The following is a 23746-nucleotide window of genomic DNA, read 5'->3' on the forward strand; positions in this document are numbered from 1 at the left end:
GACGGAGTGGGGCCGTCTCCGCCGACCCCGGCGTCATGCGGACCCGGTGACGCTCCAGGCGCCCACCTCCCGGTGGTCCGAGTCGCAGACGGCCGCCCGCTCGCCGGGCTTCAGCTCGTAGTGCTGGAGATTGCCGCCCCAGTAGCGCAGGATCCGGCCCAGCTCCCGAGCGGCGTTGCCGTCCCAGGCGGTGTCGCCCATGTCGACTTCGAGAAGGAACTTCACGTCGGCGATCTCCTCTTCCGGGTTCGTGTCGTTGTGCCCTCCCTTCAAGCGTGTCATTCAAGTGCTTCTTGAGACTTGAGCTGCTTGCCTGGCGGGCCTGGCTCGCTCCGTATCCTGAAACCCTCAAATCAGGGGAGGAGTCAGGGTGGGCGACCGACTGCGGGCCGTGGATCTCGCACGCGCGGCCGGTATCTCGACGCAGCAGGTCCGCAACTACGTGGAGACGGGCATCCTGCCTCCCGTCGAACGCACGGACAGCGGCTACCGGGTGTTCACGACCGCGCACGCCGAGGCACTCACCGCGGCCCGCGAGATGGCCGCCGGGCACGGCTGGCCGACGACCGGCGCGGTCATGCGTGCCGTGCACGGCGACGACCTGGAGACCGCGCTCGCCGTCCTCGACGCGAGCCACGCCGAACTGCACCGGGAGCGCGCCGAACTCGCCGAGGCCCTGCACGCCCTCGACACGATCCTCGTCGACCCGACGGCCCTGGGCGGCTCCGAGGAAGTGCAGGCACGCCCCCTCGCCGCCGGGCACGCACTCTCGCCGCACCGACCAAAGCCCCAAGTAGCTCCGCTACGAGAGACTTCGCCCGGCATGCCGAGAGCACGCACCGAACGACGCAGGAACGCACCCGCACTTCCCCGGAGCCGCCCAGCCGCACCGGGCGAGGGACTCCGCATCGGCGAGGTGGCCGATGCCATCGGCGTACAGGCGCCCGTACTGCGCCTGTGGGAGGAGCGTGGTCTGCTGCGGCCCACGCGTGAGAAGGCCACGGGATACCGCCGCTACTCCGCGTCCGAAGCACTGCTGGCGCAGGTCGTGGTGCTCCTGCGGCGCGGCAACCACTCCTTTGCCACGATCGCCTCGGTGCTGACCGAGCTGCGCGCCACCGGAAGCCCCGAGCGGGTACGGGCCGAACTGGCCGGGCGGGAGCGGGAGGTGCACCACCGGAGCCTGAGCCGACTGCGCGGCTCGGCGGCTCTCCACACCTATCTCCGGCAGCGTACGAGAGCGATTTGAGCGCACTCACCCCGGTGGAGGCAGTTCCGGCAGGGGCGGAAAGCGGCGGAGGAGCCCGGAGGCCCGTAACAGGCGGTGGATGCGGGGCTGGTCGGAGACGAGGCGGAGAGTGCCGTCGCGCTCCTTCGCCCGGCGGTCGGCCCGGCACAGCACACGCAGCCCCGAGCAGTCGAAGAACACCACCCGGCGCAGGTCCACCAGGACGTGAGGCCGAGGTCCCGCGGTCGCGGCGTCCAGGTGCTCGGCCAGAGCGCCGGCCGTCGCCATGTCGATCTCGTCCAGCACCTCGACGACGGTGAACCCGTCCCTCAGGTAGCTGTGGGCGTACGGGTTCGCCGTGGGGAGTCCGGACCCCGACGAGCCGCACTCGGGCGGTCGAGTGGCGGGGTCAGGGGCTTCCGACGGCATATCGGCTCCACCTCTACAGGGGAGGGCATATTCGATCTCGGTAGTTACCCCGGCTGTGCCGGAACCATCCCTGCCACGCCCTCCGCAAGATCTAGTTCACTCGACCCAGTGAATTTCGACCGCAACCGTTGACTTTTGGTCTTTGTGGTTACTCAACATGCCCTGTTCAAGGGGGTGTTGTGGACGTAGGGTCGCCGTGCTGCCCCAGCCCCTGGCGGCATCGCTGTCCGTACGCCTGTCGAACCAAGGGGGTTGGCGGTGGCCACGTCGTTGCGCACTCCGTCGGGAGGGCCGCCGCTGCTGACCGAGTGCGGTCTCATGGAGCCCGCGCTCGAAATGGAGTTCACCGCTCATTTCTCCCGCGCGGACGGGGAGTTCGCGGTGGAGTCGGCCGTGGTGGCGGTGACGCGGGTGATCGACGCCCCGCCGTCGTTCGTCGCCCCCGTCCTCGACGCCGGCCGTTCCGTGAGCAAGTGCCTGCTGGCGCGCAGCGCCGCCGACGAGTGCCGGATCGTCCTCACCGCGGACCCCTCGGGCATCACCGTGGCGGCCACCGACGACGTCAACGTCTCGCTGGAGACCGTCGACCAGGTCGCCGCCAAGAACCTGCCGCTCCTGACGGTCGTCGACGGGCTGGACCTCCATCACGGGCCGGACGGTCATGTGTGGGTCGTCTGGCAGGGCCCCTGGCGGGGGACGGACCCCGCCGCTGACGCCACCCCCGAAAGATCCGCCCAGCCTTAATGCATATGATGTGCAAGTGCGCAGCTACTGCATAAGAACGGCGACCCCCGGCGACCTCGACGGCGCGCGGTCCGTGATGCTCGACACCGTCTACCGGGACCTCGGCACAGGGTACGTACCGCGCTGGCACCGCGACATCATCGGCCTCGACCACAGCTACCTCGCGCCCGCCCGGCACACCCTGCTCGTCGCGGTCGACGAACGGGACGGCACCGTGGCCGCGACCGCCGCCCTGGACTCCCGGGGCCCGGCCCACCCGCCCAACCCGCGCCACCTCGCCGAGCGCTACCCCTCCGGGGAGACCGCCCAGCTGCGCCGCGTCTACGTACGCCCCGAGCACCGGCGACGGGGCCTGGCCCGGCGCCTCGTCCACCAGCTGCTCGACTTCGCGGCGGCGGACGGCGGCTACCGCGCCGTCTATCTGCACACGGATCCGGCGGTGCCCGGCGCCGAGGCGTTCTGGCGCTCGCTGGGCAAGGCCGTGCTCGACGAGCGCGAGGGGTCCGGCGGGGGACAGTCGGTCGTGCACTTCGAGGTCCCGCTGCCCTGAAGTGCTTCCCGGGCGCCCTTTCCCCTGCCCCGACGGGCGCCCGGCCTGCTCCGACGGATATCCCGCCCGCTCCGACGGGCGCCCGCTCGCACCGCTCCTCCCCATCTCACCCCCCCCACCAAGAAAGAGACCATGCGCTTCCTGCCGCGCCGTCGTCGGTTCGTCGCCGGCCTGCTGCTCGCCCCGCTGCTCTCCGGCTGCTTCGCCTCCGACGGCGGGGAAGGGGCGTCCTCCGACAGCGCGGACGGCTCCCGGCTGCGGGTCGCGCTCGCCTTCCCGCCCGCCGAGAACTTCTCCCCGTACGGTGCCGACGCCACCCTCCTCAGCCGCCTCGGCGTCACCGAGGGCCTGACCCGCCTCGACGCCAACGGCGCCGCGGCACCCGCGCTCGCCGAGTCGTGGAGCCGTGAGAACGACCGGAGCTGGCTGTTCACCCTGCGTGAGGCGGTCTTCCAGGACGGCACCGCGGTCACCCCGAAGGCCGTCGCCACGTCCCTCACCCGGGCCGCCCGCGCCGAGCCCGTGACCGCCGCCCTGTCCGGCGTCGAACTCACCGCCGAGGCCGCGGGTGACGCACGGGTACGGGTGACCACCGCCGACCCCGACCCCGTACTGCCGTGGCGGCTGTCGAGCCCCGGTCTGGTCGTGCTGTCGGCCAAGGCGTACGCGAAGAAGGACACCGTCGGCCCGGTCGGCACCGCCACCGGTCCCTTCGAACTGACCAAGGTCACCGGCACCACCGCGGCGACCCTGGACCGCTTCGACGACTACTGGGGCGGCCGGGCGCAGGCCTCCGGCATCGACGCGAAGTTCATAGCCGACGGCACCGCCCGTACGAACGCGCTGCGCACCGGCGAGACCGACATCGCCGAGGCCGTCCCCGTCTCCCAGGCCGCCGCCCTGGACAAGGCGACGCGCCGCGAGACGGCCACCACCCGCACCACGAGCCTGCTGCTCAACACCGGGTCCGGTCCCTTCAAGGACCCGAAGGCACGGGCCGCCGCCCGCGAGGCCGTCGACACCTCCGCCTTCGCCAAGGGCGTCTACGAGGGGTACGCCGACCCCGGCGCCGGCATCTACGGACCGGCCCTGACCTGGGCGGCCGACAAGCGCGTCAAGCCGACCGGCCGGGTCAAGTCGCGGGTCGCGGACGGCACTTCGGTCACCGTGGCCACGTACGACAACCGGCCCGAACTGCCCGAGGCCGCCCAGGTGCTCAAGCAGCAGCTGGAGAAGGCCGGGTTCAGGGTGAAGCTGGAGGTACGCGAGTACGCGCGGCTCGAAAGTGACGCGCTGGCCGGGAAGTTCGACGCGATCGTCTCCGCCCGCAACACCATGGTCGACACCGGCGACCCGGTCTCCATCCTCGCCAGCGACTACACCTGCGACGGCAGCTACAACCTCGCCCTGCTGTGCGACAAGGCGGTCGACAAGGCCGTCGCCGAGGCCGAGTCGATCGCCGACACCGCGAAGCGGCAGGACGCGGCGATGACCGCGGAGGCGGCCGTCCTCGGCACGGACGCGGTCGTGCCGCTGGTCCACCAGCGGATCATCACCGGCGTCGGCGCCGGGGTGAGCGGTGTCCTGCCCGACCCGTACGAGCGCGCCCTCGTCGGTGTCGGGACACGGCGCTGACGGCCGGGCGCCCCACGTGCTGAAGGCTGTCGGACGAGGCGCTGTCCTACGAGGTGGAGCGCCCGTGCTGCTCTGGCGGGCGCTCCTCGTCGGCGCCCTGCTGTGCGGCGTCGGGCTGCTGCCGTGGCTGTCGCGGACGGACCCGGCGCTCACCGTCCTCAAGGCGCGGTCCGAGGAACGGGCCCCGACCCCCGAGGTGTTGGACGCGATCAGGGCCCAACTGGGCCTGGACGCCGGGCCGTTCCACCTGCTGGGCGGCTGGCTCGGCGGACTGCTGCGCGGCCATGCGGGCCGGTCGTGGATCTCCGGTGCCGAGGTCATGCCGTCGGTCCTCCAGGCGCTGGGGGTCTCGCTCCTGCTGATGGCCACGGCGCTGGCCGTCGCCGTCGGCACGGCGGGGACCGTGTGCGCGCGAACGCTGTGGCTCGGTTCGGACCGGCGGCTCGACGGTCGGCGTTCCGCGGGTACCGGGTCGGCGCTGCTGTCCACGCTGCCGGACTTCCTGACCGCCTCGGTGCTCGCCGCCGTCGTCGGCGTACAACTCGGCTGGCTGCCCGCGCTCGGCTGGTACGGGCCCCAGTGGACGGTGTTGCCCGCGCTGTCGCTCGGCCTGCCCGCGGGCGCGCTGCTCGGACGGATGCTCGACGACATGCTGCCGGGCGCGTTCGCCGAGCCGTGGGCCCTGGCGGCCGCCGCACGCGGGGTCCCGGGCCGGAGCATCGCCCGGCAGGCGCTGCGCCGTTGCGTGCCAGGACTGCTCCCGAACGCCGGGCTGTTCGTCGTCGGCCTGACCGGCGGCGCGGTCGCCGTCGAGCAGATCTTCGACATCCCCGGACTCGGCCGCCTGACCCTGCAGTCGGCGGTGGCGCAGGACCTGCCCGTCCTCCAGGCCGGCACCCTCGCCCTGGTCCTGCTGGCGGCGGTCGCCGGCGGCCTCGCCCGGCTCGCGGCCCGGTCCCTCATCGGCCCGGCCCTGCGGGACGGCGCGCTCTCCTCACTGCACCGCCCGACACCACGGCGGCCCACGACACTGCCCCTGCTGTACGGGGGAGTGCTGCTCGGAGTCATCACGCTGGGCCTGTCGCGGGACCCGCTGGCCCTGGACACCACCGCAAAGCTCCGATCCCCTTCCTGGACACACCCGTTCGGCACGGACGCGCTCGGCCGTGACGTGCTGGCGCGGGTCGGCCACGGGGCGCTGAGCACTCTGGCCCTCGCTGTCGCCGTGAGCGCGGCCGCGCTGGCCGTGGGCGTACTGCTGGGCCTGCTGCCGCGGTTCTCCGGGCCGCTGGTCGACACGGTCAACGCCGTGCCGCCGGTACTCGCCGCACTGCTGGTCACCGGAGTCGCGGGCAGCGGGCCCTCGACGCCGGCCCTCGCGGTCACCGCCGTCGCCTGGGCGCCGCTGGCGGCCCACACCTCCGCGCTCCTCCAACAGGAGCGCGCCACCACGCACTTGACCGCGACCCGGGCGCTGGGCGCCGGCCGGCGGTATCTCCTCCGCCACGAACTCCTGCCGGCCGTCCTGCCCCCGGTCCTGCGGCACGCCCTGCTGCGCCTGCCGGGCGTGGCCCTCGCCCTCGCGGCCCTCGGCTTCCTCGGCCTGGGCGCCCAGCCGCCGTCACCGGAGTGGGGCCTGCTCCTCTCCGAGAACCAGCCGTACGCCGAACGGGCCCCGTGGGCCGTCCTGGCACCGGCCGCCGCGCTCGCCCTGCTGGGGGCGGTGGCGGTCACGGGTGGAAGCGGGGTGCGGTGGCCGGGGGTGCGTCGGGTGCGGGCGAGGTGGCGGCGTGCGGCGAGCTCGGTGAGCACCGCGGATTCGGTGAGCCACGCAAGCCCGACAAGCCACGCAAGCCCGACAGGCGTTGTCGGTTCAGTCGATTCGGTCGGCTCGACCGATTCCGTACGGAGGACGAATGCCTGAGGAATCTCCCCCTCGCACCATGCCCGACAGCGGCACCGCGTCCGGCAGTCGGGCCACGTCCGACAGTCGCGCCTCGGCGGACCGTCCTCAGCGCAGGGTCCTCTCCTCGCTGCGAACCTTCCGCTCCCTCTCACCCCTGCTCCGGCTCCTCATCCTCACTCAACTCGCCTTCAATATCGGGTTCTTCGCCGTGCTCCCCTTCCTGGCGGAGCACCTCGGCACGGCGATCGGCATGGCCGGCTGGCTGGTCGGACTGGTACTGGGTCTGCGGACCTTCAGCCAGCAGGGGCTGTTCGTGGTGGGCGGCGCGCTGGCCGACCGGTACGGCGTACGGCCGGTCGTGCTCGCGGGCTGCGTGCTGCGGATCGCGGGGTTCGGCTGGCTCGGCTACGCGGAGGCGAGCTGGGCGGTCATCGGCGCCGTACTCCTGATCGGCTTCGCCGCCGCGCTGTTCTCGCCGGCCGTCGAGTCGGAGGTGGCCCGGCAGGCGGTGTGCCGGGAGGAGGCGGGCGGTGGCCCGCGTACGGACGTACTGGCCCTGTTCACCGTGGCGGGTCAGGCCGGCGCGTTCCTCGGCCCGCTGCTGGGCGCCCTGCTGCTGTCCGTGGACTTCCGTACCGTCTGCCTGGCCGGTGCCGGAGTCTTCGTACTCGTCCTGGCCGGACACGCGTGGCTGCTGCCGCAGCGCATCCCGGGCCGGGCCCGAGTACAGCTCCGCGGTGGTGTCCACGGCCTGGTGCGCAACCGCCGGTTCCTGGCCCTGTGCTGCGCCTACGGTGCCTATCTGCTGGGCTACAACCAGCTCTACCAGCTCCTCCCCGTCGAAGTGGAGCGCGCCGCGGGCTCGCAGGCGCCGCTGGCCTGGCTGTTCGCCCTGTCCTCGCTGCTGGTCGTGACGGCCCAGTTGCCGGTCACGCGCTGGGCGGCGGACCGGCTCGACCTGCGGCGGTCCATGGTCGCGGGGCTGCTGCTCATCTCGGCGGGCTTCGCCGTCGTGGCCGCGGCCCGGCCCGCCGGGTGGACGGGAACCGCGGGGCTGCTCCCCGCGGCCGGCTATGTCGTCCTGCTCACCCTCGGTCAGATGCTCGTCGCGCCCGCCGCCCGCGCCTGGGTGCCCGACCTCGCCGCCGACGGCAGGCTCGGCCTCTACACCGGTGCGCTGTCCTCGGTGTCCGGCCTCATCGTCCTGGTGGGCAGCGCGGCCACCGGGTCCCTCCTTGACACGGACCTGCCGCCGGCCGTGCCGTGGCTCGTCCTCGCCGTGATCCCCGTGACGGCGGTCGTCCTGCTGCCCAGGCGCCGCACCGAAACGGGGCCGACCTGAGACTCCGTATGCCTTGACGGGAATATAACTGCCGAGGCATATTGAGGGTATGTCCGACGCCTCGCTCTGGACCGCCCTCGCCGACCCGCATCGGCGGGCCATCGTCGCGCTCCTCCTGGAGCGGCCGCGGCCCGTCGGTGAGATCGTCGAGGCGTGCGGTCTGAGCCAGCCGAGCACGTCGAAGCATCTGAAGGTGCTGCGGGAGGCCGGCCTGGTGCGCGTACGACAGGACGCGCAACGCCGGGTCTACGCCCTCGATCCGGCGCCGATCGCGGAGCTCGACGCGTGGCTGGCCCCGTACCGCAAGCTCTGGAACGCCGGCCTCGACGCGCTGGGCCGACGCCTCGACGAGACGGCCGGTACGGCGACGACGGCCGCGACAACGACGGCACCGGCAGCGGGGGAGTCGTCGGACGCAGGCAACCAAGACCCCTCCCCGAAGGACTGAGTCACCATGTCCACGGAATCCACCGCCACCACCGGCACGTACCTCACTCTGGACGACGGCCGCCCGGCCATCCGCTTCAGCCGGGTCTACGACCACCCCGTCGACCGCGTCTGGGCGTTCGTGACCGAGCCCGACGAACTGGCCCACTGGTTCCCGGCCCACGCCGAGATCGAGCTGCGAGCGGGCGGCACGATCAGGTTCAGCGGCGACCCGAACATGCCGGACACCACGGGACGGGTCCTCGCCGTCGACGCGCCCCGGCACCTCTCCTTCGAATGGGAGGGGGACGAACTGCGCTTCGACCTGGAGGAGTTGGACGAGAAGCGCACCCGCTTCACCCTCACCAACATCCTCGTGGCCGAGAACACCGCCGCCCGTAACGGCGCCGGCTGGGAGGTGTGCCTCAGCGCCCTCGACGCGAAGGCGCGGGGTGAGCGGTTCGAAGGCCCGCACGCCGGTGCCACCGCGCCCTGGCAGGAGATCTACGCACGCTATGTCGAGGCTGGAGTTCCCTCAGGAGCCCCCATTCCAGGACTGGACTGACCGGGGCTCACTGCAGCTGCCGCCGCACCAGCTCGTGCAGCCGCCCGCCGGTGTCCGCGAGCAGCTGCGCGGGCGGGCCCTGCTGGGCGACCTTGCCGTCCTCCATCACGATGACGCGGTCCGCGTCCATCACCGTGGACAGGCGGTGCGCGATCATCACGCGCGTGGCGTTGAGCGCGCGAGTGCTCTCGATCACCGTGCGCTGGGTCTCGTTGTCCAGGGCGCTGGTCGCCTCGTCGAAGAAGAGGATGCGAGGGCGGCGGATCAGTGCCTGGGCGATCATCAGACGCTGGCGCTGGCCGCCCGAGACCGCCCCGCTGCCGGAGACGATGGTGTGCAGACCCATCGGCATGCGCTTGATGTCCTCGGCGAGACCGGCCATCTCGGCGGCCGCCATCGCCTCCTCCGGGGTGTACGGCTCGGTGCCGCAGATGACGTCCAGGATCGAGCCGGTGAACGGCTGGGCGTGCTGGAGCACGACCCCGCACTGGCGGCGTACGGCCGACTGGTCGAGCGCCGCCAGGTCCTGGCCGTCGAACAGCACACTGCCCGCGACCGGTTTGTCGAAGCCGATGAGCAGCCGCAGCAGCGTGGACTTTCCGCAGCCGCTGGGGCCGACGATCGCCACGAACTCGCCCGGCCGGATGGCGAACGACACGTCGTCGAGGACGAGCGGTCCGTCGTCGGTGTAGCGGAAGGACAGCTTCTTCGCCTCGATGGCGCCGCGCAGTTCGGCGGGGCGGGTGCTCGCCACGCGCACCTCGGGTGTCGCGTCGAGGACGGGCCTGATCTCCTCGAACATCGGCAGCGCGGAGACCACCGAGACGAAGGCGCCCGTCAGCTGGGTGACCGAGGTCAGCAGCATGGTCATCGAGGTGTTGAAGGTCAGGAAGGCGGCGGCCGAAAGGGATCCGCGCGCAGGACCTGCCAGCAGCATGAACATGATGAGCGAGCAGAGCGGCAGGTACACCGCGCCCAGCACCGTCGTGAGGTTCTTGATCCGGCCGACCCGCTGCTGGAGCTCGCGACTGCGCGCGAACTCGCCCGCCCAGGCCGCGTACGCGTAGTTCTCCGCCGCCGCTACCCGCAGCTTGGGCAGACCGCGCAAGGTCTGGAACGCCTGGTTGTTGAGCTTGTTGCTCAGCACGACAAGACGCCGCTGCCAGCGGACCTGCCACAGACCCAGCCCGAGGAACACGGCGGCGATGACGACGAGCATGCCGATCGCCGCGAGGGCCATGGGGACGCTGTACCAGAAGAGCAGTCCGAGGTTCATCGAGCCGACCGTGACCGACTGGACGATCACCGGGCCGGCACCCGCCATCATCCGGCGGATGCCGCTGATGCCCATGGCGGCACTGGCCAGTTCGCCGGTGGAACGGGAGGTGAAGAACTTGGTCGGCAGCCGCAACAGCCGGTCCCACACGGCCGGTTGCAGCGTCGCCTCGATCCGGCCCTCGACCCGCAGCATGGTGAGGTTCTGCATCAGCATGAAAACCGCCGACACCACACTGGCGATCATGATGGCCAGGCAGAACTGGACGATCAGGCTCTCCTGGGCCTTCGGTACGTACTCGCCCAGCACCTTGCCGGTGGCGATCGGAACCAGCGCGCCGAGCGCCACCGTCACCAGACCGCTGATCGCGAGATTGCGCATGTCCCCGCCGGTGCCCTGGAGGCAGAACCGCAGCAGCCGCAACGGGCTCAGCCGGCGCTCGGGCAACGGCCGGTAGAACATCACCGCACGCGGCTCGAACTCAGCCGCGTTGGCCTTCTCGACCGGCGTCTCCCGGCCGCTCGACGGATGCACCGCCACATAACCGCCGCGCCGCCACAGCAGCGCCGCCGGGGCACCCGACGCGACCCGGTGCCCGACGAGCGGACCGACGTTGTCACGCCACCAGCGCCCGTCGAGGCGTACGGCGCGCACGCGGACGCGGGAGGCGAGCGCGATCCGCTCGACGGGGTCGAGCCGGTCGCTCTCCGCGCCGCCCTGTGCGGGGTCGGCGAGTGTGATGCCGGCCGCCCGGGCGACGAGCTTGCAGGCGGCGTACGTGGCGTCGGCGTCCCCCGCGCCCGGACCAGGGCCCGAGCGCTTGGACATGGAGGCGATGAGGGTCCGGTCGGCCTGGGCGCGGACCGCCTCGCCCGCCTTGATGCCCGCGGCCGTGCGGTGCTCGTGGGTGAGTTCCAGCTGCTCGATCCAGCGGTCGAGCGTGGCGAGCAGCCGGTACTGCTGGTCGACCATGGCCTGCCACATCGCCGGGTCCACCAACAGGTCGGCGGCGGCCTCGGCGCCGTACACCGAGCCGTACTGCACACTGCCCGGCGGCACCTGCATCCACAGGATGTCGTCGTCGGTCAGTACGGCGTCCCGCTCGGTGGCCAGCGGCGCCTCGAACAGGATGGCCAGGCCGCGGCCGACGCCGAGCGAGAGGGCGTACTCCAGTGGGCTGGTGGCCGGGGGTACGTACTGGGGATTGCCGTACGCGTCGTACGTCCAGGTCTCGGTCTGCGGTGGCTGGTACAGCTCGCGCAGACCGATGCGGCGCAGGACGCACTCGCGCAGCGGCCTGCCGACCAGCGTGTGCTGCGGCCCCGGGACCGGGCCGAGGAGCAGGGAGCCCGCTTCGAGGCGGCCGAGGTGGTGCCAGTGGCCCTGCTGGGCCGCGTCTACGGCGAACAGGTCCATGGCGCCGGACACGACGAGCCACAGGACCTGCGGGCCTTCCAGGTCCAGGCGGGTGAGTCCGGAGCCGTCGACCGGAGTGCCCATGCCGCCGAGCGCGGCGAGGACGTAGTCGCCCTCGGTGACGGGTCGTTCGTACGAGGACGTCATCTCATCGCTCTCTGACCAGCTCGGCGTACGCGCCGCCGGCCGCCACCAGGGCGTCGTGACGCCCGCGTTCCACGATCGTGCCGTGCTGGAGCACCACGATCTCGTCGCTGTCCCGCACGGTGCTGAGCCGGTGCGCGATCACCACGCAGGCGCAGCCGCGCTTGCGCAGGTTGTCGATGACGGTCAGCTCGGTCTCCGCGTCCAGGGCGCTCGTCACCTCGTCGAGGACCAGGATGCTGGGCCTGCGCACCAACGCCCGCGCGATCTCCAGACGTTGGCGCTGGCCGCCGGAGAAGTTGCGGCCGTCCTGCTCGACGCGGCTCTGGATGCCGCCCGGCCGGCGCATGACCACGTCGTACAGGGCCGCGTCCTCCAGGGCGGCGACCACGGCCTCGTCCGGGACCGACGGGTCCCACAGCGCGATGTTGTCGCGGATCGTGCCCTCGAAGAGGAACACGTCCTGGTCGACGAAGGAGACGGACGCCGCGAGCGCGCCGCGCGGGATGTCTTCCAGGCGCTGCCCGTCGATACGGATCACGCCTTCCCAGGGCGCATAGAGCCCCGAAATCAGCCTGGACACCGTCGACTTGCCGCTTCCGGAGCCGCCGACCAGCGCGACCTGCTGGCCCGGTCCGACCGTCAGCGAGAAGCCGGACAGCAGCGGCTTGTCGAGCGGGCTGTAACCGAACGTGATGTTCTCCAGCTCCACATGGCCGTGCAGCCTGCGGGTGCTGTCGGCCCCGCTGCGGCGGGCATAGATCGGGTCGGCCTCGAAGTTCTCGACGTCCTTCAGCCGCGCCACGTCGGCCGCGAAGTCCTGGATGCGGCCCGCGACACCGTTGAGCCGGGTGATCGGCGCGGTGAAGCGGGTCACCAGCGCCTGGAACGCGACGAGCAGACCGACGGATATGCCGCCCTCCACGGCCCGCATACCGCCGATCCACAGGATCAGCGCGCTGTTGAGCGAGGCGAGCGTCGGCGCGACCACACCCAGCCAGGCGCTCGGCACACCGAGGCGCTGCTGCTCCTCCAGCGTGGTGGCGTGCTGCCCGGCCCACTTGCGGAAGTAGCCCTCCTCGCCGCCGGTCGCCTTCATCGTCTCGATCAACTGGAGGCCGGTGTACGCCGTGTTGGTCAGCCGCGCGCTGTCCGCGCGCAGCTTCGCGGTACGCGTCGCCCGCAGCCGGATCACGACGCGCATCGCCACGATGTTGAGCAGCGCGACTCCGATGCCCACGGCCGTGAGCTGTGGGTCGTACGTGTAGAGCAGCACGGCGTAAAGGATCACGACGACTGCGTCCACGCCCGCCGCCGCGAGGTCCCGGGCCAGGGTCTCGGCCACCGCGTCGTTGGACTGCAGCCGCTGCACCAGGTCGGCCGGGCTGCGCTGGGAGAAGAAGGTGACCGGCAGCCGCAGCAGATGCCGCAGGAACTTCGCGCTGCTGAGCGTGGACGAGATGATGCGGCCGCGCAGCAGGTTCGCCTGCTGCAGCCAGGTCAGCACGACCGTCAGCAGCACCGTCGCGCCCATCGACGCGAACAGCACCCCGAGCAGCGAGGTCTGCCCGCCGATCAGGAACATGTCGATGTACTGACGGCTCAGCGCGGGCACCGTCGCCCCGACGACCACCAGCAGCAGGCTCGCCAGGACCGCGGCCGGCATGGTGCCGGACGTGCCGCGCAGCCTGGCCGGCATGGCGCCCATCACTCCGGGCTTGCGGCCGCCCTTCTCGAAGTCCGGGCCCGGCTCCATGGTCAGGACGACACCGGTGAAGCTGGTGTCGAAGTCCTCCATGGGGACGAAGCGGCGGCCCTTGCCGGGGTCGTTGATGTGCACCCCGCGTCGGCCGAAGCGGCGGCCCATGCCGTCGTAGACGACGTAGTGGTTGAACTCCCAGAACAGGATCGCGGGCGCCTTCACCTCGGCGAGCGCGGTCGTGTCCATCTGCATGCCCTTGGCGGTGAGGCCGTAACTGCGGGCCGCCTTCAGGAGGTTGCTCGCCCGTGAGCCGTCGCGCGAGACACCGCAGGCGATGCGCAGCTCCTCCAGCGGGATGTGCCGGCCGTGGTGACCGAGCACCATCGCGAGTGAGGCGGCGCCGCATTCCACGGCCTCCATCTGGAGGACGGTGGGCGTACGGACGGTCTTGCCCCGGCCTTTGGGGACCGTGCGCTTGGGCGGCGTGGCGCGACGGCGGCCCCGTACGGGCGGCGGCAGCTGTGATCCCGCGGTGTCCGCGGTCTCCTGTGGGGCGCTCACGGCAGCAGCCAATCCATCGGACGCTCGTCGGCCAGCCGGATCGAGCCCGAGGCCATGGTCATGGAGTCGAGCCGGAACGGCGGGCCGTCGGCGGACGACCACTTGTAACCGGACTTCGTGCCGGAGGAGCGGTCGAGACGGACGAGGACGGCCACCGGCCTGCCCTTCTTCGTGAACTGCTCGCCCAGTTGGCCGTCGCCGAGGAAGGTGGCGATCTGCTGCTGGCTCTGGGCGGCCCGGTCGACCGACTTCACATGGCCGCGCAGGACTCCGTACTGCTGGGTGGGCGCCGACTGGACGGTGAGGTCCACGGCCGCGTTCGAGGGGATCGTGGCGGCGTTCTCGGCGGGCACGTACACCGTCGCGTACAGCGGATCGTCGGAGTCGGCGACCTTCTCCACCGCGGCGACGTTCGCGCCGGTGGAGATGATCGCGCCGATCGTGGCGGCGAGGCCGGTGACCCGGCCCGCGGCGACGCTGCGGACGACCGCGTCGCCTTTCGCCGTACGGACCTTGAGCATGGGAGCGTCGGCGGCGACCCGTTGGCCCTGCTTGGCGAGGATCGCGGTGACCTGGCCGGACACCGGGCTCTGCAGCACGTAACTGCCCTGCCCGTGCGTGAGGATGGCGGGCGCGCTCACCGTGGACGCCACGGAACCCGTCACGGCCCAGACCGAAGCCGCCGCCATGACGACCACCGTCACGGACAGCACGAGCCAGCCCTGCGGACGGGCGAAGCGCACCGGCAGGTCGAGCTCCTCCGGTGACTGCAGCTTGGCGAGGGCCTGTTGGCGGAACTGCACGGGACTTCCCTCACCTGCGAGAAACTGATGAGCAACTCATGAACGAGACGAGACGAGACCCGCCGAGCCGAGACGCGTCGAGCCGACTGATACACGGCATCCGATTCACGGCATCCGTAAGTCCCGGAACCGGGAAACGGTTCCGGGACTCACAGCACGCTATGCGATCACAGAGTGATCAGAGACCAGCGACCAGGCCGGTGACGGCGCCGGTGTTCAGGCCGGTCGCACCCTCAACCGTGCCCACGACGGTGTCGACCAGGCCGGAGACCGGGGCGATGCCGTCGACGATGCCCGTGACGGTGCCGAGCGCGTTGACCGAGAGGCCGCCGGAGACGTTGTCGAGCTCGGCGTCAGAGATCTCGACGGTCTGAACCTGGGGGGTGGAGTTCATGATGGAACTTCCCTTCCTATTGATATTCACAAGGGGGGAGCGGCCCCCTCTGGGGGACAGATGGTCGGCCGCGACCGCGAGCGTCCGGGACCCGGAACCGAGAACCGTTGAGCAACCCTCGCGGTGCAATGGATCAAAGCACGGTGCCGCGGGAAGCATCCAATCAACGGCCTATGTGATCAGGGCATTTGAGGCCCGGAAGAGCCCATCCGTGCAGGCGTGCGCACGCCTCGGTGCCGACTTCTTCACATGGCCCCGGGGTGATTCACATTCCGGCACCGAGGGCGGTGACCCGAATCGGGCACTCCTCGCCAATGGAACGGCACGCGACGGACGGCTGTGCCGATTCGTCGCGTGCCGTGACCCCGGTGCGTATTCGATGTGCAGATTTCCTGAAGCCAGGATTCCGCTCCATCTCACCAACGGGCTGTTACTGCTTGGTAGCGCAGTGCAAAGAAGTGGCTTGTGTTGCGGGAGTGGCGTCAGGCCGGTTGCCGGGAAGAGGTGTCGGGCCGGCCTTCCGGGGGGCCGTCAGCCCAGCTTCTTGAGGAGCTCGGCGGCGAGCGGGGCGGAGGAGGCGGGGTTCTGGCCGGTGACGAGGTTGCGGTCGACGACCACGTACGGGGCCCACGGCTCGCCCTCTTGGAAGTCGGCCCCGAGCTCCACCAGACGGTCCTGGAGCAGCCACCTGGCCTTGTCGGCGAACCCGGCCTGGGTCTCCTCGGCGTTGGTGAACCCGGTCAGGCGGTAGCCCGCGAACGAGTTGCCGCCGTCCTCCTTGGTGGCGGCCAGCAGTGCGGCGGGGCCGTGGCAGACCACGCCGAGCGGCTTGCCCGACTCCAGCGCGAGGGTGAGGAGCCTGCCCGAGCCGGCGTCGACAGCGAGGTCCTCCATGGGGCCGTGGCCGCCGGGGTAGAAGACGGCCGCGTACTCGTCGAGGTCCACGTCCTCGACGCGGATCGGGTGGTTGAGTTCGGTGAACGAGGTGAGCGCGGCGGCGACCTTGTCGGCGCCCTCCTGGCCGCCGTTGACCTCCGGGGCCAGGCTGCCCTGGTCCACGGTCGGCACGGCGCCGCCCGGGGTGGCCACGACGATCTCGTGGCCCGCGGCCTTGAAGGCCTCGTACGGGGCGACGGCCTCCTCGGCCCAGAAGCCGGTCGGGTGCTTGGTGCCGTCGGCGAGAGTCCAGAAGTCGGCACCGGTTACTACGAAAAGAATCTTCGACATGCCTCGAAGGTAGGCCGAAGGGGCATCGAGCGCCAATAGGGGACCCATTGGCGGGCATCGGATTTCCGATGGCATCGCGGGAATAGACCCGAATGGCGCCCTTCGGTGCACCGGATCGTATTCCGGACTTCGTGGACTTCGGGACCTCTGAAGTGGATTCCCGGACATGCCCCGGTACCGGAGGGCTTCAGAACTGGAGGACTTCAGAAAACAGGCTCTCAGCCGAGCAGTGCGTACACCGTGCTCGCGCGGGCCGCGATCTCCTCCGTGCCCTCGGCGGTCATCGTGATGTCGGCGAAGGCCATCCGCCGGCCGAGCTTGGTGACGACCGCCTCGATCAGGACGTCCGAGCCGGTGACCGCGCGCTGGAACGTCGTGGACTGCTGGACCGTGGTCATCGGCCCGTAGGCGCCGCGCGCCACCGACACCGCGATCACCGTCGCGGTGTCCGCCGCGGCCATCAGGGCCTGGCCGGACAGGGAGCCGCCCTCGCGCGAGAGCCGCTCGGACCAGGGCAGCCGCAGCACCGCCCGGCGGTCTCCCAGCGCCGCCACGGACAGGCCGAGTTCCAGCACCCAGGGGGCGAAGTTGTCCGCGAGGATCTTGTCCGCATCGGCGGTGGTCAGCGTCATGCGGGCATTGTTCCCCGCTGTCGCGGGAGGACGCCGGGGAAACATGATTCGCGCGTTCGCAAAGGAAGTCGGGAAACCAGGTTGAACGCCACAGGCAGCGCATCCGTACCAACAGCCATCCAGGCACCCGCAGTCAGCTGCCGAACGGCAGCTCGGACCCCCCAGTCCCCAGGAGGTCAAGAAGTTGAGTCACAAGCGGATACCGAAGCGCAAGGCCGTCATAGCCGCAGGCAGTGTGGTGGCGCTCGGCGCGGCGGCACTCATCCTGCCCAACGCGATGGCGTCCCAGACCGACGCGACGGAAGGTGCCGCCCCCAGAACGATGAAGGCCGCGGATGCCTCGGACGTCGCCTCGCAGCTCGCCGACCAGCTGGGCGAAGCCTTTGCCGGTGCGTACTACGACACCGGCAAGCAGCAGCTCATCATCAACGTCGTGGGCGACAACAACAACGTCGTCCTCCAGGCCGAGCAGGCGGGCGCGGTCGTCCGTGAGGTCGAGAACAGCACGACCGAACTCAAGTCGGCCTCGCAGACCCTGAAGTCAGAGGCGACCATCCCCGGCACCTCCTGGGCCGTCGACCCCCGGACGAACAAGATCCAGGTCACCGCCGACAGCACCGTCACGGGCGACAACTGGGACCAGATCGAGTCGACGGTCCAGAGCCTCGGCGCTGGCATGGCGACCATCAAGAAGTCCGCCGGCGAGTTCAAGACCTTCGCGGAAGGCGGGGACGCCATCTTCGGCGGCGGCTCACGCTGCTCCCTCGGGTTCAACGTCGTCGCCGACGACGGCAGCCCGGCCTTCCTGACCGCGGGTCACTGCGGTGTCGCGGTGGCCGAGTGGTCGGACTCGGAGGCGGGCGCGCCGATCGGCACGGTCGAGACGGCCACCTTCCCCGGTGAGGGCGACTTCGCCCTCGTCAAGTACGACGACCCGGCGACCGAGGCACCCAGCACGGTGAACACCGGCCAGCAGAGCGTGGAGATCACGCAGGCCGCGGAGGCCGCCGTCGGCCAAGAGGTCATCCGGATGGGCAGCACGACCGGCCTGAACGACGGCCAGGTCACGGGCCTCGACGCCACCGTGAACTACCCGGAGGGCACGGTCACCGGCCTCATCCAGACCAACGTCTGCGCGGAGCCCGGCGACAGTGGCGGTTCCCTGTTCACCGCGGACGGCAGCGCGATCGGCCTGACCTCGGGCGGCAGCGGCGACTGCACCATCGGCGGCGAGACCTTCTTCCAGCCGGTGACCACCGCGCTGGCCGCGGTCGGCGCGCAGCTCGGTGCGGGTGGCGCCGCCGGTGGAGCCGGTGAAGAGGCCGGCGGTGCCGGTGAGGAAGCCGGAGCTGCTGCCGGTGCTGGTGAAGAGGCCGGAGCCGCCGGTGCCGGTGAAGAAGCCGGAGTAGGCGAAGAGGCCGGCGTGGGTGAGGAAGCCGGTGCCGGTCAAGAGGCGGGTGCCGGTGACCAGGCCGGTGACCTCGGCGACCAGATCGACGATGCCGTGGACGACGGTTTGGGACTGACGGACGGTCGCTGATCTGACCGTATGCCAGTAACGGCCGTGGCAGAGTGGCTCGGTCCTCCGGCGGGAGGACCGAGCCACTCTGCGTGTGGTGGTGAGTCGGGCCGGTGCGTTGGCTGCCGGCAGTGGGGGCTGAGCGCGCAGTTCCCCGCGCCCCTTACGGGGCCGGTGACGCGGCCCGTACCGCCCTCGGCGCGATCGCACACCCAAGCGGCCGGTGTGCGCCGCAGGGCGTGTGCGCTCCCCGCGCGCTGGCGTGCGCCCGGTTGGCCGGTTCTCCACGTCCGGGGTGCGCCCACACGGGGCATGCGCTGAAGACAGCTCAGGACAGCTGAAGACATCGCAACCGGCAAGGCTGGCGCAGAGGGGCGGATGTGATCCGAGTGCTTCTGGTGCACGACGTGTGTCTGGTGCGGTCGGTGCTGGCGGAGTGGCTCCGCCGGGAACCCGACCTGATGGTCTTCGACGCCCCGTGGCGCAGCGCGTCCGGGAGCGCCCGGTCGGTGCGGCCCCATGTCTGTGCGGCGGACCTTGAGCGCGCGGACGCGTTCGGGGTACCGCCGCTCGGCGACCTGTGCGGGCGGGGCGGTGCGGCCGAGCCCCGGCTGCTGGTGCTCGCCACGGCGAGCAGACCCGGTCTCCTGCGGCGCGCTTTCGAGGCCGGGGCGGTCGGTTATGTGAACAAGGAGGGCTCGCCGGAGCGGCTCGTCACCGGGATACGACAGGTCGCCGACGGTGAACGCTTCGTCGACGCCTCGCTCGGCTTCGGATTCCTCAGGGCCGCCCAAATGCCGTTGACCGGACGGGAGTTGAGTGTCCTCTCACTCGCCGCCGACGGCGCCTCCGTCGCGGAGATCGCCGGGAGCCTCCATCTGTCCCACGGGACGGTGCGCAACTACATGGCGGCCATCACGCGGAAGACCGGGGCCCGCAACCGGGTCGACGCCATCCGGATCTCGCAGGGCGAGGGCTGGCTGTGACCGCTGGAGCCGCCGGGCGTGGGTACGGCCGCCGCCGCGCGGGCCTGGGCCGGGGTCGGAGTCGGGCAGGGACTCCGCGGGCGACCACGTCCCGACCAGATCGCGGTAGAGCGGCGACCGGTTCAGCAGTTGGTCGTGGCGGCCGTACGCGGTGCGTCGGCCGTCCATGACCAGCACCCGGTCGGCCCGGAGTGCCGAGCTGATGCGGTGCGCGACCACGACGAGCGTGCCGTCCCGCCGGGCGAAGGCGTGCTCCGCGCGTTCCTCCGCTCGCGGGTCCAGGTGGCAGGTCGCCTCGTCGAGGAGGGCGAGGGGGGCGTAGGAGAGGTAGGCCCGGGTCAGTGCGATGAGCTGGCGCTCGCCCGAGGACAGGGCCCTCGGGTCGACAACGGCCGTGGGTCCGCCCAGCCTGTCGAGCAGCGGGGTGAGCCCGACCGCCTCGGCCGCGGCCAGCAGTTCGGTCTCGGGTACGGGGGCCGGTCGCAGGTGGCCGAGGTTCTCGGCGAGCGTCGCGGTGAAGACGTACGCCTCCTGCGGGATCAGTACGCGGTCGCGGGTGGCGGCGTGGCCGGTGGCCGGGTGCCCGTGTAGGTGGACGGCACCGCCGGTCGGGCGCAGTAGACCGGCCACGAGCGCGGTGAGCGTCGATTTGCCGATACCGCTGGGGCCCACGATCGCCAGGTGGCCGCCTCGGGGGATGAGCAGGTCGAGGTCTTCGATCACGGGTTCGCTGGACGGGCCGTAGGCGAAGGTGACCGAGGCGAGCGAGACAGCGGGGGAGATGGCAGGGGAGACGGCGGGGAAGGAGGAGCCGGGGGATGGATCGAGGGAGGAACCGGGGATGGACCCAGGGATGGATTCGTGGCGGGAGGAGCCGACGCGGGACGAGCCGTCGACCGGGGATTCCGGCGCGGGGCCGGTGTCTCCCGTGGTCCCGGCGTCCCCCGCGAGGCGGCGCAGTACGACCGCCAGTCGGGAGCCGCTCGTGCCCAGGCCGTGGATCAGGTTCTGGAGGGCCGGGAGCAGGGACTGGGTGACGTAGGCGAGGGCGCCGACCAGGGCGCCGGCCGTGACCCCGTGCTGGAGCAGCCAGGGGGCGGTGGCCAGCAGCAGGACGATCGGGAGCTGCCCACCGATCGCGAGGGACACCACGCGCAGGACGCCCCAGCGGGCCAGCGACCGTGCGGCGCGCTGTTCGGCGGCGATGCGCGCCCCCACGTCGGCGGCGACCGGCTCCTCCGCCCCTGCCGCCGTGATGTCCCGCAACCCCGGGCAGACGGCGCCCAGTTGGGCGGCGAGGTGCTCGTCGGCGACGAGGAACGTCTCCTGGCGGCGGGCTAGCGGCCGCAGGGTCAGCAGGAAGAGCCCCACGCCGGCGGCGAGCGGCGGCGCCACGACGAGCAGAAGCAGCGGCGCGAGCGAGAACAGGCCGATGAGAGCGCCCGCGGCGGTGAACACGAACGAGCGCGACACCATCACGAGTCCGGCGAAGGTGTCGCGGGCGATCTCCACCTGCTGGGTGAGCCGGGACAGCGCGCCGCCGTCCGCGTCCCGCACCCCCCGGTCGACCACGTGCCGTACGAGCCGGTCCCGCAGCGGTTCGACCAGCGCGGCGACCGCCCGGTAGACCCGCCCGGTGCCGTACGCGCCGGCGACCACGGCGACCGCGGCGGCTCCCAGCCAGCCGAGCCCGACGTCCGTCCGCCCGGCCAGGAACCCCTCGTCGATCGCCCGGGCCAGCGCGTACCCGGTGAGGAAGGTCTGCCCCGTCTCCAGGACGGACCAGCCGGCCAGCCGGGCGACCACACGCCGCCGGCCCAGCAGATAGCGGAACCCACGGCGGCGAACGCCGTCGCGGCCGCGCCCCGACCGGCCCCCGTAGCGCCGGTCGTCGGAGTGGCGATCGCCGAGGTGCCGGTCGTCGGAGTGCCAGCCGTCGAACTCGCCCTCGCCGAGGTGCTGTTCGTCGAGGTGCCGGTTGCCGGACGGTGAACCCGCGCTCATCGGCTGTCACCGCCCTCGGTCGGCGATACCGCGTCGCACTCGCTCTCGCCGAGGTGTTGTTCGCTGAGGTGCCGGTTGCCGGACGGTGAACCCGCGCTCATCGGCTGTCACCGCCCTCGGTCGGCGACACTGCGTCGCACTCGCTCTCGCCGAGGTGCTGTTCGTCGAGGTGCCGGTTGCCGGACGGCGAGCCCGCGCTCATCGGCTGTCACCGTCCTCGGTCGGCGATACCGCGTCGCACTCGCTCTCGCCGAGGTGCTGTTCGCTGAGGTGCCGGTTGCCGGACGGCGAGCCCGCGCTCATCGGCTGTCACCGCCCTCGGTCGGCGATACCGCGTCGAACTCGCCCTCGCCTCCCAGCGCCACGTCCACCCGAGCCGCCTCACCCCCACGTGCGGCCCCATCCCCGTCGTACGCGGCCGCGCCCCCGGCGCCACCCGCGTCCCCCACCCCGAAAACCCCCCGATACCCCGCCAGCTCCCACAGCTCCGCATGCGGGCCCACCGCCCGCACCCGTCCCCCGTCCAGCCACACCACCACGTCCGCCCGCGCCGCCGTCGACGCCCGATGGGCGATGACCAGGCGGCTGCCTCCGCTCGTGTGCCGCACAAGCGCTTCGGTGATGTGGTGTTCCGTGACGGAGTCGAGGCTCGACAGGGCGTCGTCCAGAATCAGGAGCCGCCCGCCACGGGCGAACGCCCTTGCCAGACCCAGGCGTTGGGCTTCGCCGCCGGACAACGGGGCCTCGGCGCAAGGTGTCCCGTACCCGTGGGGCAGCCGGCGTACGAAGTCGTCGGCGCGGGCGGTGCGAGCGGCTGCCCGGATCCGGTGTGGCGGGGGCGGCGGGTCGCCGAAGCCGATCGTGTCCTCGACGGTCGTGCCGAGCAGGGCGGGGCGTTCGAAGGCGTACCCGATCTCGCGGCGCAGTGTGCTCCGGTCCAGCTCGCGCAGCGGCACACCGTCGAGCAGCACCTCGCCGCCGTCCGGGTCGGCCAGCCGTCCCGCGACGGCCGCGAGCAGCGACTTGCCCGTGCCGGAGTGTCCGACGACGGCCAGCGTGCTGCCGCCGGGGACGACGAGGTCGACGCCGTCCAGGACGGTGCGTCCGCCACGACGGGCTGTCACACCGCGCAGCTCCAACCGCCCCCGCCCCGACGGCAGATGACGAGTCCCGTAGTCGGTGGCGGGTTCGTCCAGCACCTCGGCGAGACGCTGGGCCGAGGCCCGGGCCCGGACAAGCCCGGAGAGCTGGCCGACCAGTACGCCGACGCCCGTAGCCAGCACCGCGTACCGGGACGCGGCGAGCAACTCGCCCACGGACATGCGGTGCTGGACGACCAGTACGCCGGCCATGGCCAGCACCCCGACCTGGAGCAGCGGGGCCACCGCGACGGCCTGTGCGGCGGCGCGTCCCTGGGCGTGCCACATCCGGTGGCCCTCGCGGGACAGTTCGGGCAGCGGCCGCAGGATCCGCGCCACTTCTTTGTCGGCGGTCCCCCCGGCCGCGATGGTGCGCGAGCCGCCGATCGCCTCCGAGAGCGCGCCAGCGATCCGCCCCTGGGCGTCCTGGTAACGCGCCACGCACGCCGACGAGTTGCGCGCGAAGGCCCGGAGCACCGCGGCGACGAGGGGCACCCCGGCCAGGAACACGGCCGCCAGCCAGGGATCGATCAGCCAGAGGGCCACCACCGCCCCGAGCGGAGCGGCCAACGCCGCGAGGACGCCGGCGAGGGTGGCGGGCGCGGTGCCGGCCTGCGCGGCGTTGCCCACCAGGCGGGCGACGAGTTCACCCGGCCCGAACCGGCCGACGGCCCGCGGCCCCACGGCCAGCACATGCCCGGTCAGGCGCCCGCGCAGCCAGGCGGTGACCCGCGCGTTCGTGGTCGCGCCGAGCACGGTCTCGCACGCGTCAAGCACGGCGAGCGTCAGCACCAGGGCGGTGCACCACAGCACCCATCGCGTGGCGCCGGACGACTGCGTGAGCAGGGCGTCGAGCGCACGGCCCAACGCGGTCGGCAGGAGCAGGCTGACCGCTGTCGTGGCCGTGGTCAGCAGTCCCAGAGTCAGACAGCGGACGGCGCTGTGCCGGGTCGCCGAGCCCAGCAGCGCACCGCCGGGCGCACCGCCGGGCGGGGCGGTCAGGCCCCCGGGAAGAGACACCACGCGGCCTCCCGGACACGATGCGGGACCCCGGGCGGCCCCCTCCCCGCGAGGGGACGGAAACCGCCCGGAGCCGTAGGAACGCGCTGCTGTCAGAG

19 protein-coding genes and 1 pseudogene are annotated in these 23746 nt (G+C 71.9%); 10 read left to right on the plus strand and 10 right to left on the minus strand.

All coding sequences use genetic code 11. The annotated features are described in order from the left end of the window. Positions 1 to 33: 33 nt before the first annotated feature. Positions 34 to 225, minus strand: a complete 192-nt coding sequence (locus AB0I18_RS39375; RefSeq protein ID WP_363110560.1) for a hypothetical protein — start codon at positions 223 to 225, stop codon at positions 34 to 36. 145 nt (positions 226 to 370) lie between these two features. Here AB0I18_RS39375 and AB0I18_RS39380 point away from each other — a divergent pair, with 145 nt between their 5' ends. Then, positions 371 to 1249 carry a MerR family transcriptional regulator gene (locus AB0I18_RS39380; RefSeq protein ID WP_363110534.1) on the plus strand — a complete coding sequence of 293 codons (879 nt, stop codon included), beginning with the start codon at positions 371 to 373 and terminating at the stop codon, positions 1247 to 1249. Positions 1250 to 1255: 6 nt separating this feature from the next. On the opposite strand, the gene AB0I18_RS39385 is transcribed toward AB0I18_RS39380, so the two are convergent. Beyond that, a complete protein-coding gene (locus AB0I18_RS39385) occupies positions 1256 to 1657 on the minus strand; it encodes an STAS domain-containing protein (RefSeq protein ID WP_363110535.1) in 402 nt (133 codons plus the stop codon). A gap of 258 nt (positions 1658 to 1915) precedes the next feature. Between AB0I18_RS39385 and AB0I18_RS39390 the strand changes: the two genes are divergently transcribed. The 7 genes from AB0I18_RS39390 (at position 1916) to AB0I18_RS39420 (ending at position 8825) form a co-directional block, all read left to right on the plus strand. Continuing rightward, positions 1916 to 2401: a hypothetical protein gene (locus AB0I18_RS39390; RefSeq protein ID WP_363110536.1), complete on the plus strand. Its 486-nt coding sequence runs from the start codon at positions 1916 to 1918 to the stop codon at positions 2399 to 2401. Positions 2402 to 2417: 16 nt separating this feature from the next. Next, a complete protein-coding gene (locus AB0I18_RS39395) occupies positions 2418 to 2951 on the plus strand; it encodes a GNAT family N-acetyltransferase (RefSeq protein WP_363110537.1) in 534 nt (177 codons plus the stop codon). Between the two features lie 132 nt (positions 2952 to 3083). After that, complete coding sequence (locus tag AB0I18_RS39400) at positions 3084 to 4586, plus strand: ABC transporter substrate-binding protein (protein ID WP_363110538.1); 1503 nt, start codon at positions 3084 to 3086, stop codon at positions 4584 to 4586. A 64-nt stretch (positions 4587 to 4650) separates the two neighbouring features. After that, on the plus strand, positions 4651 to 6510 hold the full coding sequence (locus tag AB0I18_RS39405) for an ABC transporter permease subunit (RefSeq protein ID WP_363110539.1): 1860 nt from the start codon (positions 4651 to 4653) through the stop codon (positions 6508 to 6510). Beyond that, the gene (locus tag AB0I18_RS39410) at positions 6503 to 7834 is read left to right on the plus strand and encodes an MFS transporter (RefSeq protein WP_363110540.1); all 1332 of its coding nucleotides are present in this window, start codon (positions 6503 to 6505) and stop codon (positions 7832 to 7834) included. The genes AB0I18_RS39405 and AB0I18_RS39410 overlap by 8 nt, the downstream gene beginning before the upstream one ends. Before the next feature lie 49 nt (positions 7835 to 7883). Then, complete coding sequence (locus tag AB0I18_RS39415; protein ID WP_363110541.1) at positions 7884 to 8282, plus strand: metalloregulator ArsR/SmtB family transcription factor; 399 nt, start codon at positions 7884 to 7886, stop codon at positions 8280 to 8282. Between the two features lie 6 nt (positions 8283 to 8288). Beyond that, positions 8289 to 8825 (plus strand): SRPBCC family protein, encoded by a 537-nt coding sequence (locus tag AB0I18_RS39420; protein ID WP_363110542.1) that lies wholly within the window; start codon positions 8289 to 8291, stop codon positions 8823 to 8825. 7 nt (positions 8826 to 8832) lie between these two features. On the opposite strand, the gene AB0I18_RS39425 is transcribed toward AB0I18_RS39420, so the two are convergent. From AB0I18_RS39425 to AB0I18_RS39450, 6 genes are all read right to left on the minus strand, one after another. Further along, on the minus strand, positions 8833 to 11664 hold the full coding sequence (locus tag AB0I18_RS39425) for an NHLP bacteriocin export ABC transporter permease/ATPase subunit (protein WP_363110543.1): 2832 nt from the start codon (positions 11662 to 11664) through the stop codon (positions 8833 to 8835). A 1-nt stretch (position 11665) separates the two neighbouring features. Next, a complete protein-coding gene (locus tag AB0I18_RS39430) occupies positions 11666 to 13882 on the minus strand; it encodes an NHLP family bacteriocin export ABC transporter peptidase/permease/ATPase subunit (protein WP_363110561.1) in 2217 nt (738 codons plus the stop codon). Between the two features lie 38 nt (positions 13883 to 13920). Further along, complete coding sequence (locus tag AB0I18_RS39435) at positions 13921 to 14727, minus strand: HlyD family efflux transporter periplasmic adaptor subunit (RefSeq protein ID WP_363110544.1); 807 nt, start codon at positions 14725 to 14727, stop codon at positions 13921 to 13923. A gap of 178 nt (positions 14728 to 14905) precedes the next feature. Then, the gene (locus tag AB0I18_RS39440; RefSeq protein ID WP_363110545.1) at positions 14906 to 15121 is read right to left on the minus strand and encodes a type A2 lantipeptide; all 216 of its coding nucleotides are present in this window, start codon (positions 15119 to 15121) and stop codon (positions 14906 to 14908) included. A 531-nt stretch (positions 15122 to 15652) separates the two neighbouring features. Beyond that, a complete protein-coding gene (locus AB0I18_RS39445; protein WP_363110546.1) occupies positions 15653 to 16348 on the minus strand; it encodes a type 1 glutamine amidotransferase domain-containing protein in 696 nt (231 codons plus the stop codon). A gap of 218 nt (positions 16349 to 16566) precedes the next feature. After that, entirely contained in the window at positions 16567 to 16980 is a 414-nt protein-coding gene (locus AB0I18_RS39450; protein WP_363110547.1) for a PaaI family thioesterase, read from the minus strand. 184 nt (positions 16981 to 17164) lie between these two features. Between AB0I18_RS39450 and AB0I18_RS39455 the strand changes: the two genes are divergently transcribed. Together AB0I18_RS39455 and AB0I18_RS39460 are read left to right on the plus strand one after the other, a co-directional pair. Then, positions 17165 to 18520, plus strand: coding sequence for a S1 family peptidase (locus AB0I18_RS39455; RefSeq protein ID WP_363110548.1), 1356 nt, complete (start codon positions 17165 to 17167; stop codon positions 18518 to 18520). 359 nt (positions 18521 to 18879) lie between these two features. Continuing rightward, on the plus strand, positions 18880 to 19485 hold the full coding sequence (locus tag AB0I18_RS39460; RefSeq protein ID WP_363110549.1) for a response regulator transcription factor: 606 nt from the start codon (positions 18880 to 18882) through the stop codon (positions 19483 to 19485). A gap of 300 nt (positions 19486 to 19785) precedes the next feature. Here AB0I18_RS39460 and AB0I18_RS39465 read toward each other — a convergent pair. Both AB0I18_RS39465 and AB0I18_RS39470 read right to left on the minus strand, forming a co-directional pair. Continuing rightward, positions 19786 to 21489, minus strand: a pseudogene (locus tag AB0I18_RS39465) (ABC transporter ATP-binding protein); the annotation flags it as partial. A 299-nt stretch (positions 21490 to 21788) separates the two neighbouring features. Continuing rightward, positions 21789 to 23651 (minus strand): ABC transporter ATP-binding protein, encoded by a 1863-nt coding sequence (locus AB0I18_RS39470; protein ID WP_363110550.1) that lies wholly within the window; start codon positions 23649 to 23651, stop codon positions 21789 to 21791. Positions 23652 to 23746 lie beyond the last annotated feature (95 nt).

The sequence above is a fragment of the Streptomyces sp. NPDC050704 genome (assembly GCF_040654355.1).
Lineage (GTDB): Bacteria > Actinomycetota > Actinomycetes > Streptomycetales > Streptomycetaceae > Streptomyces.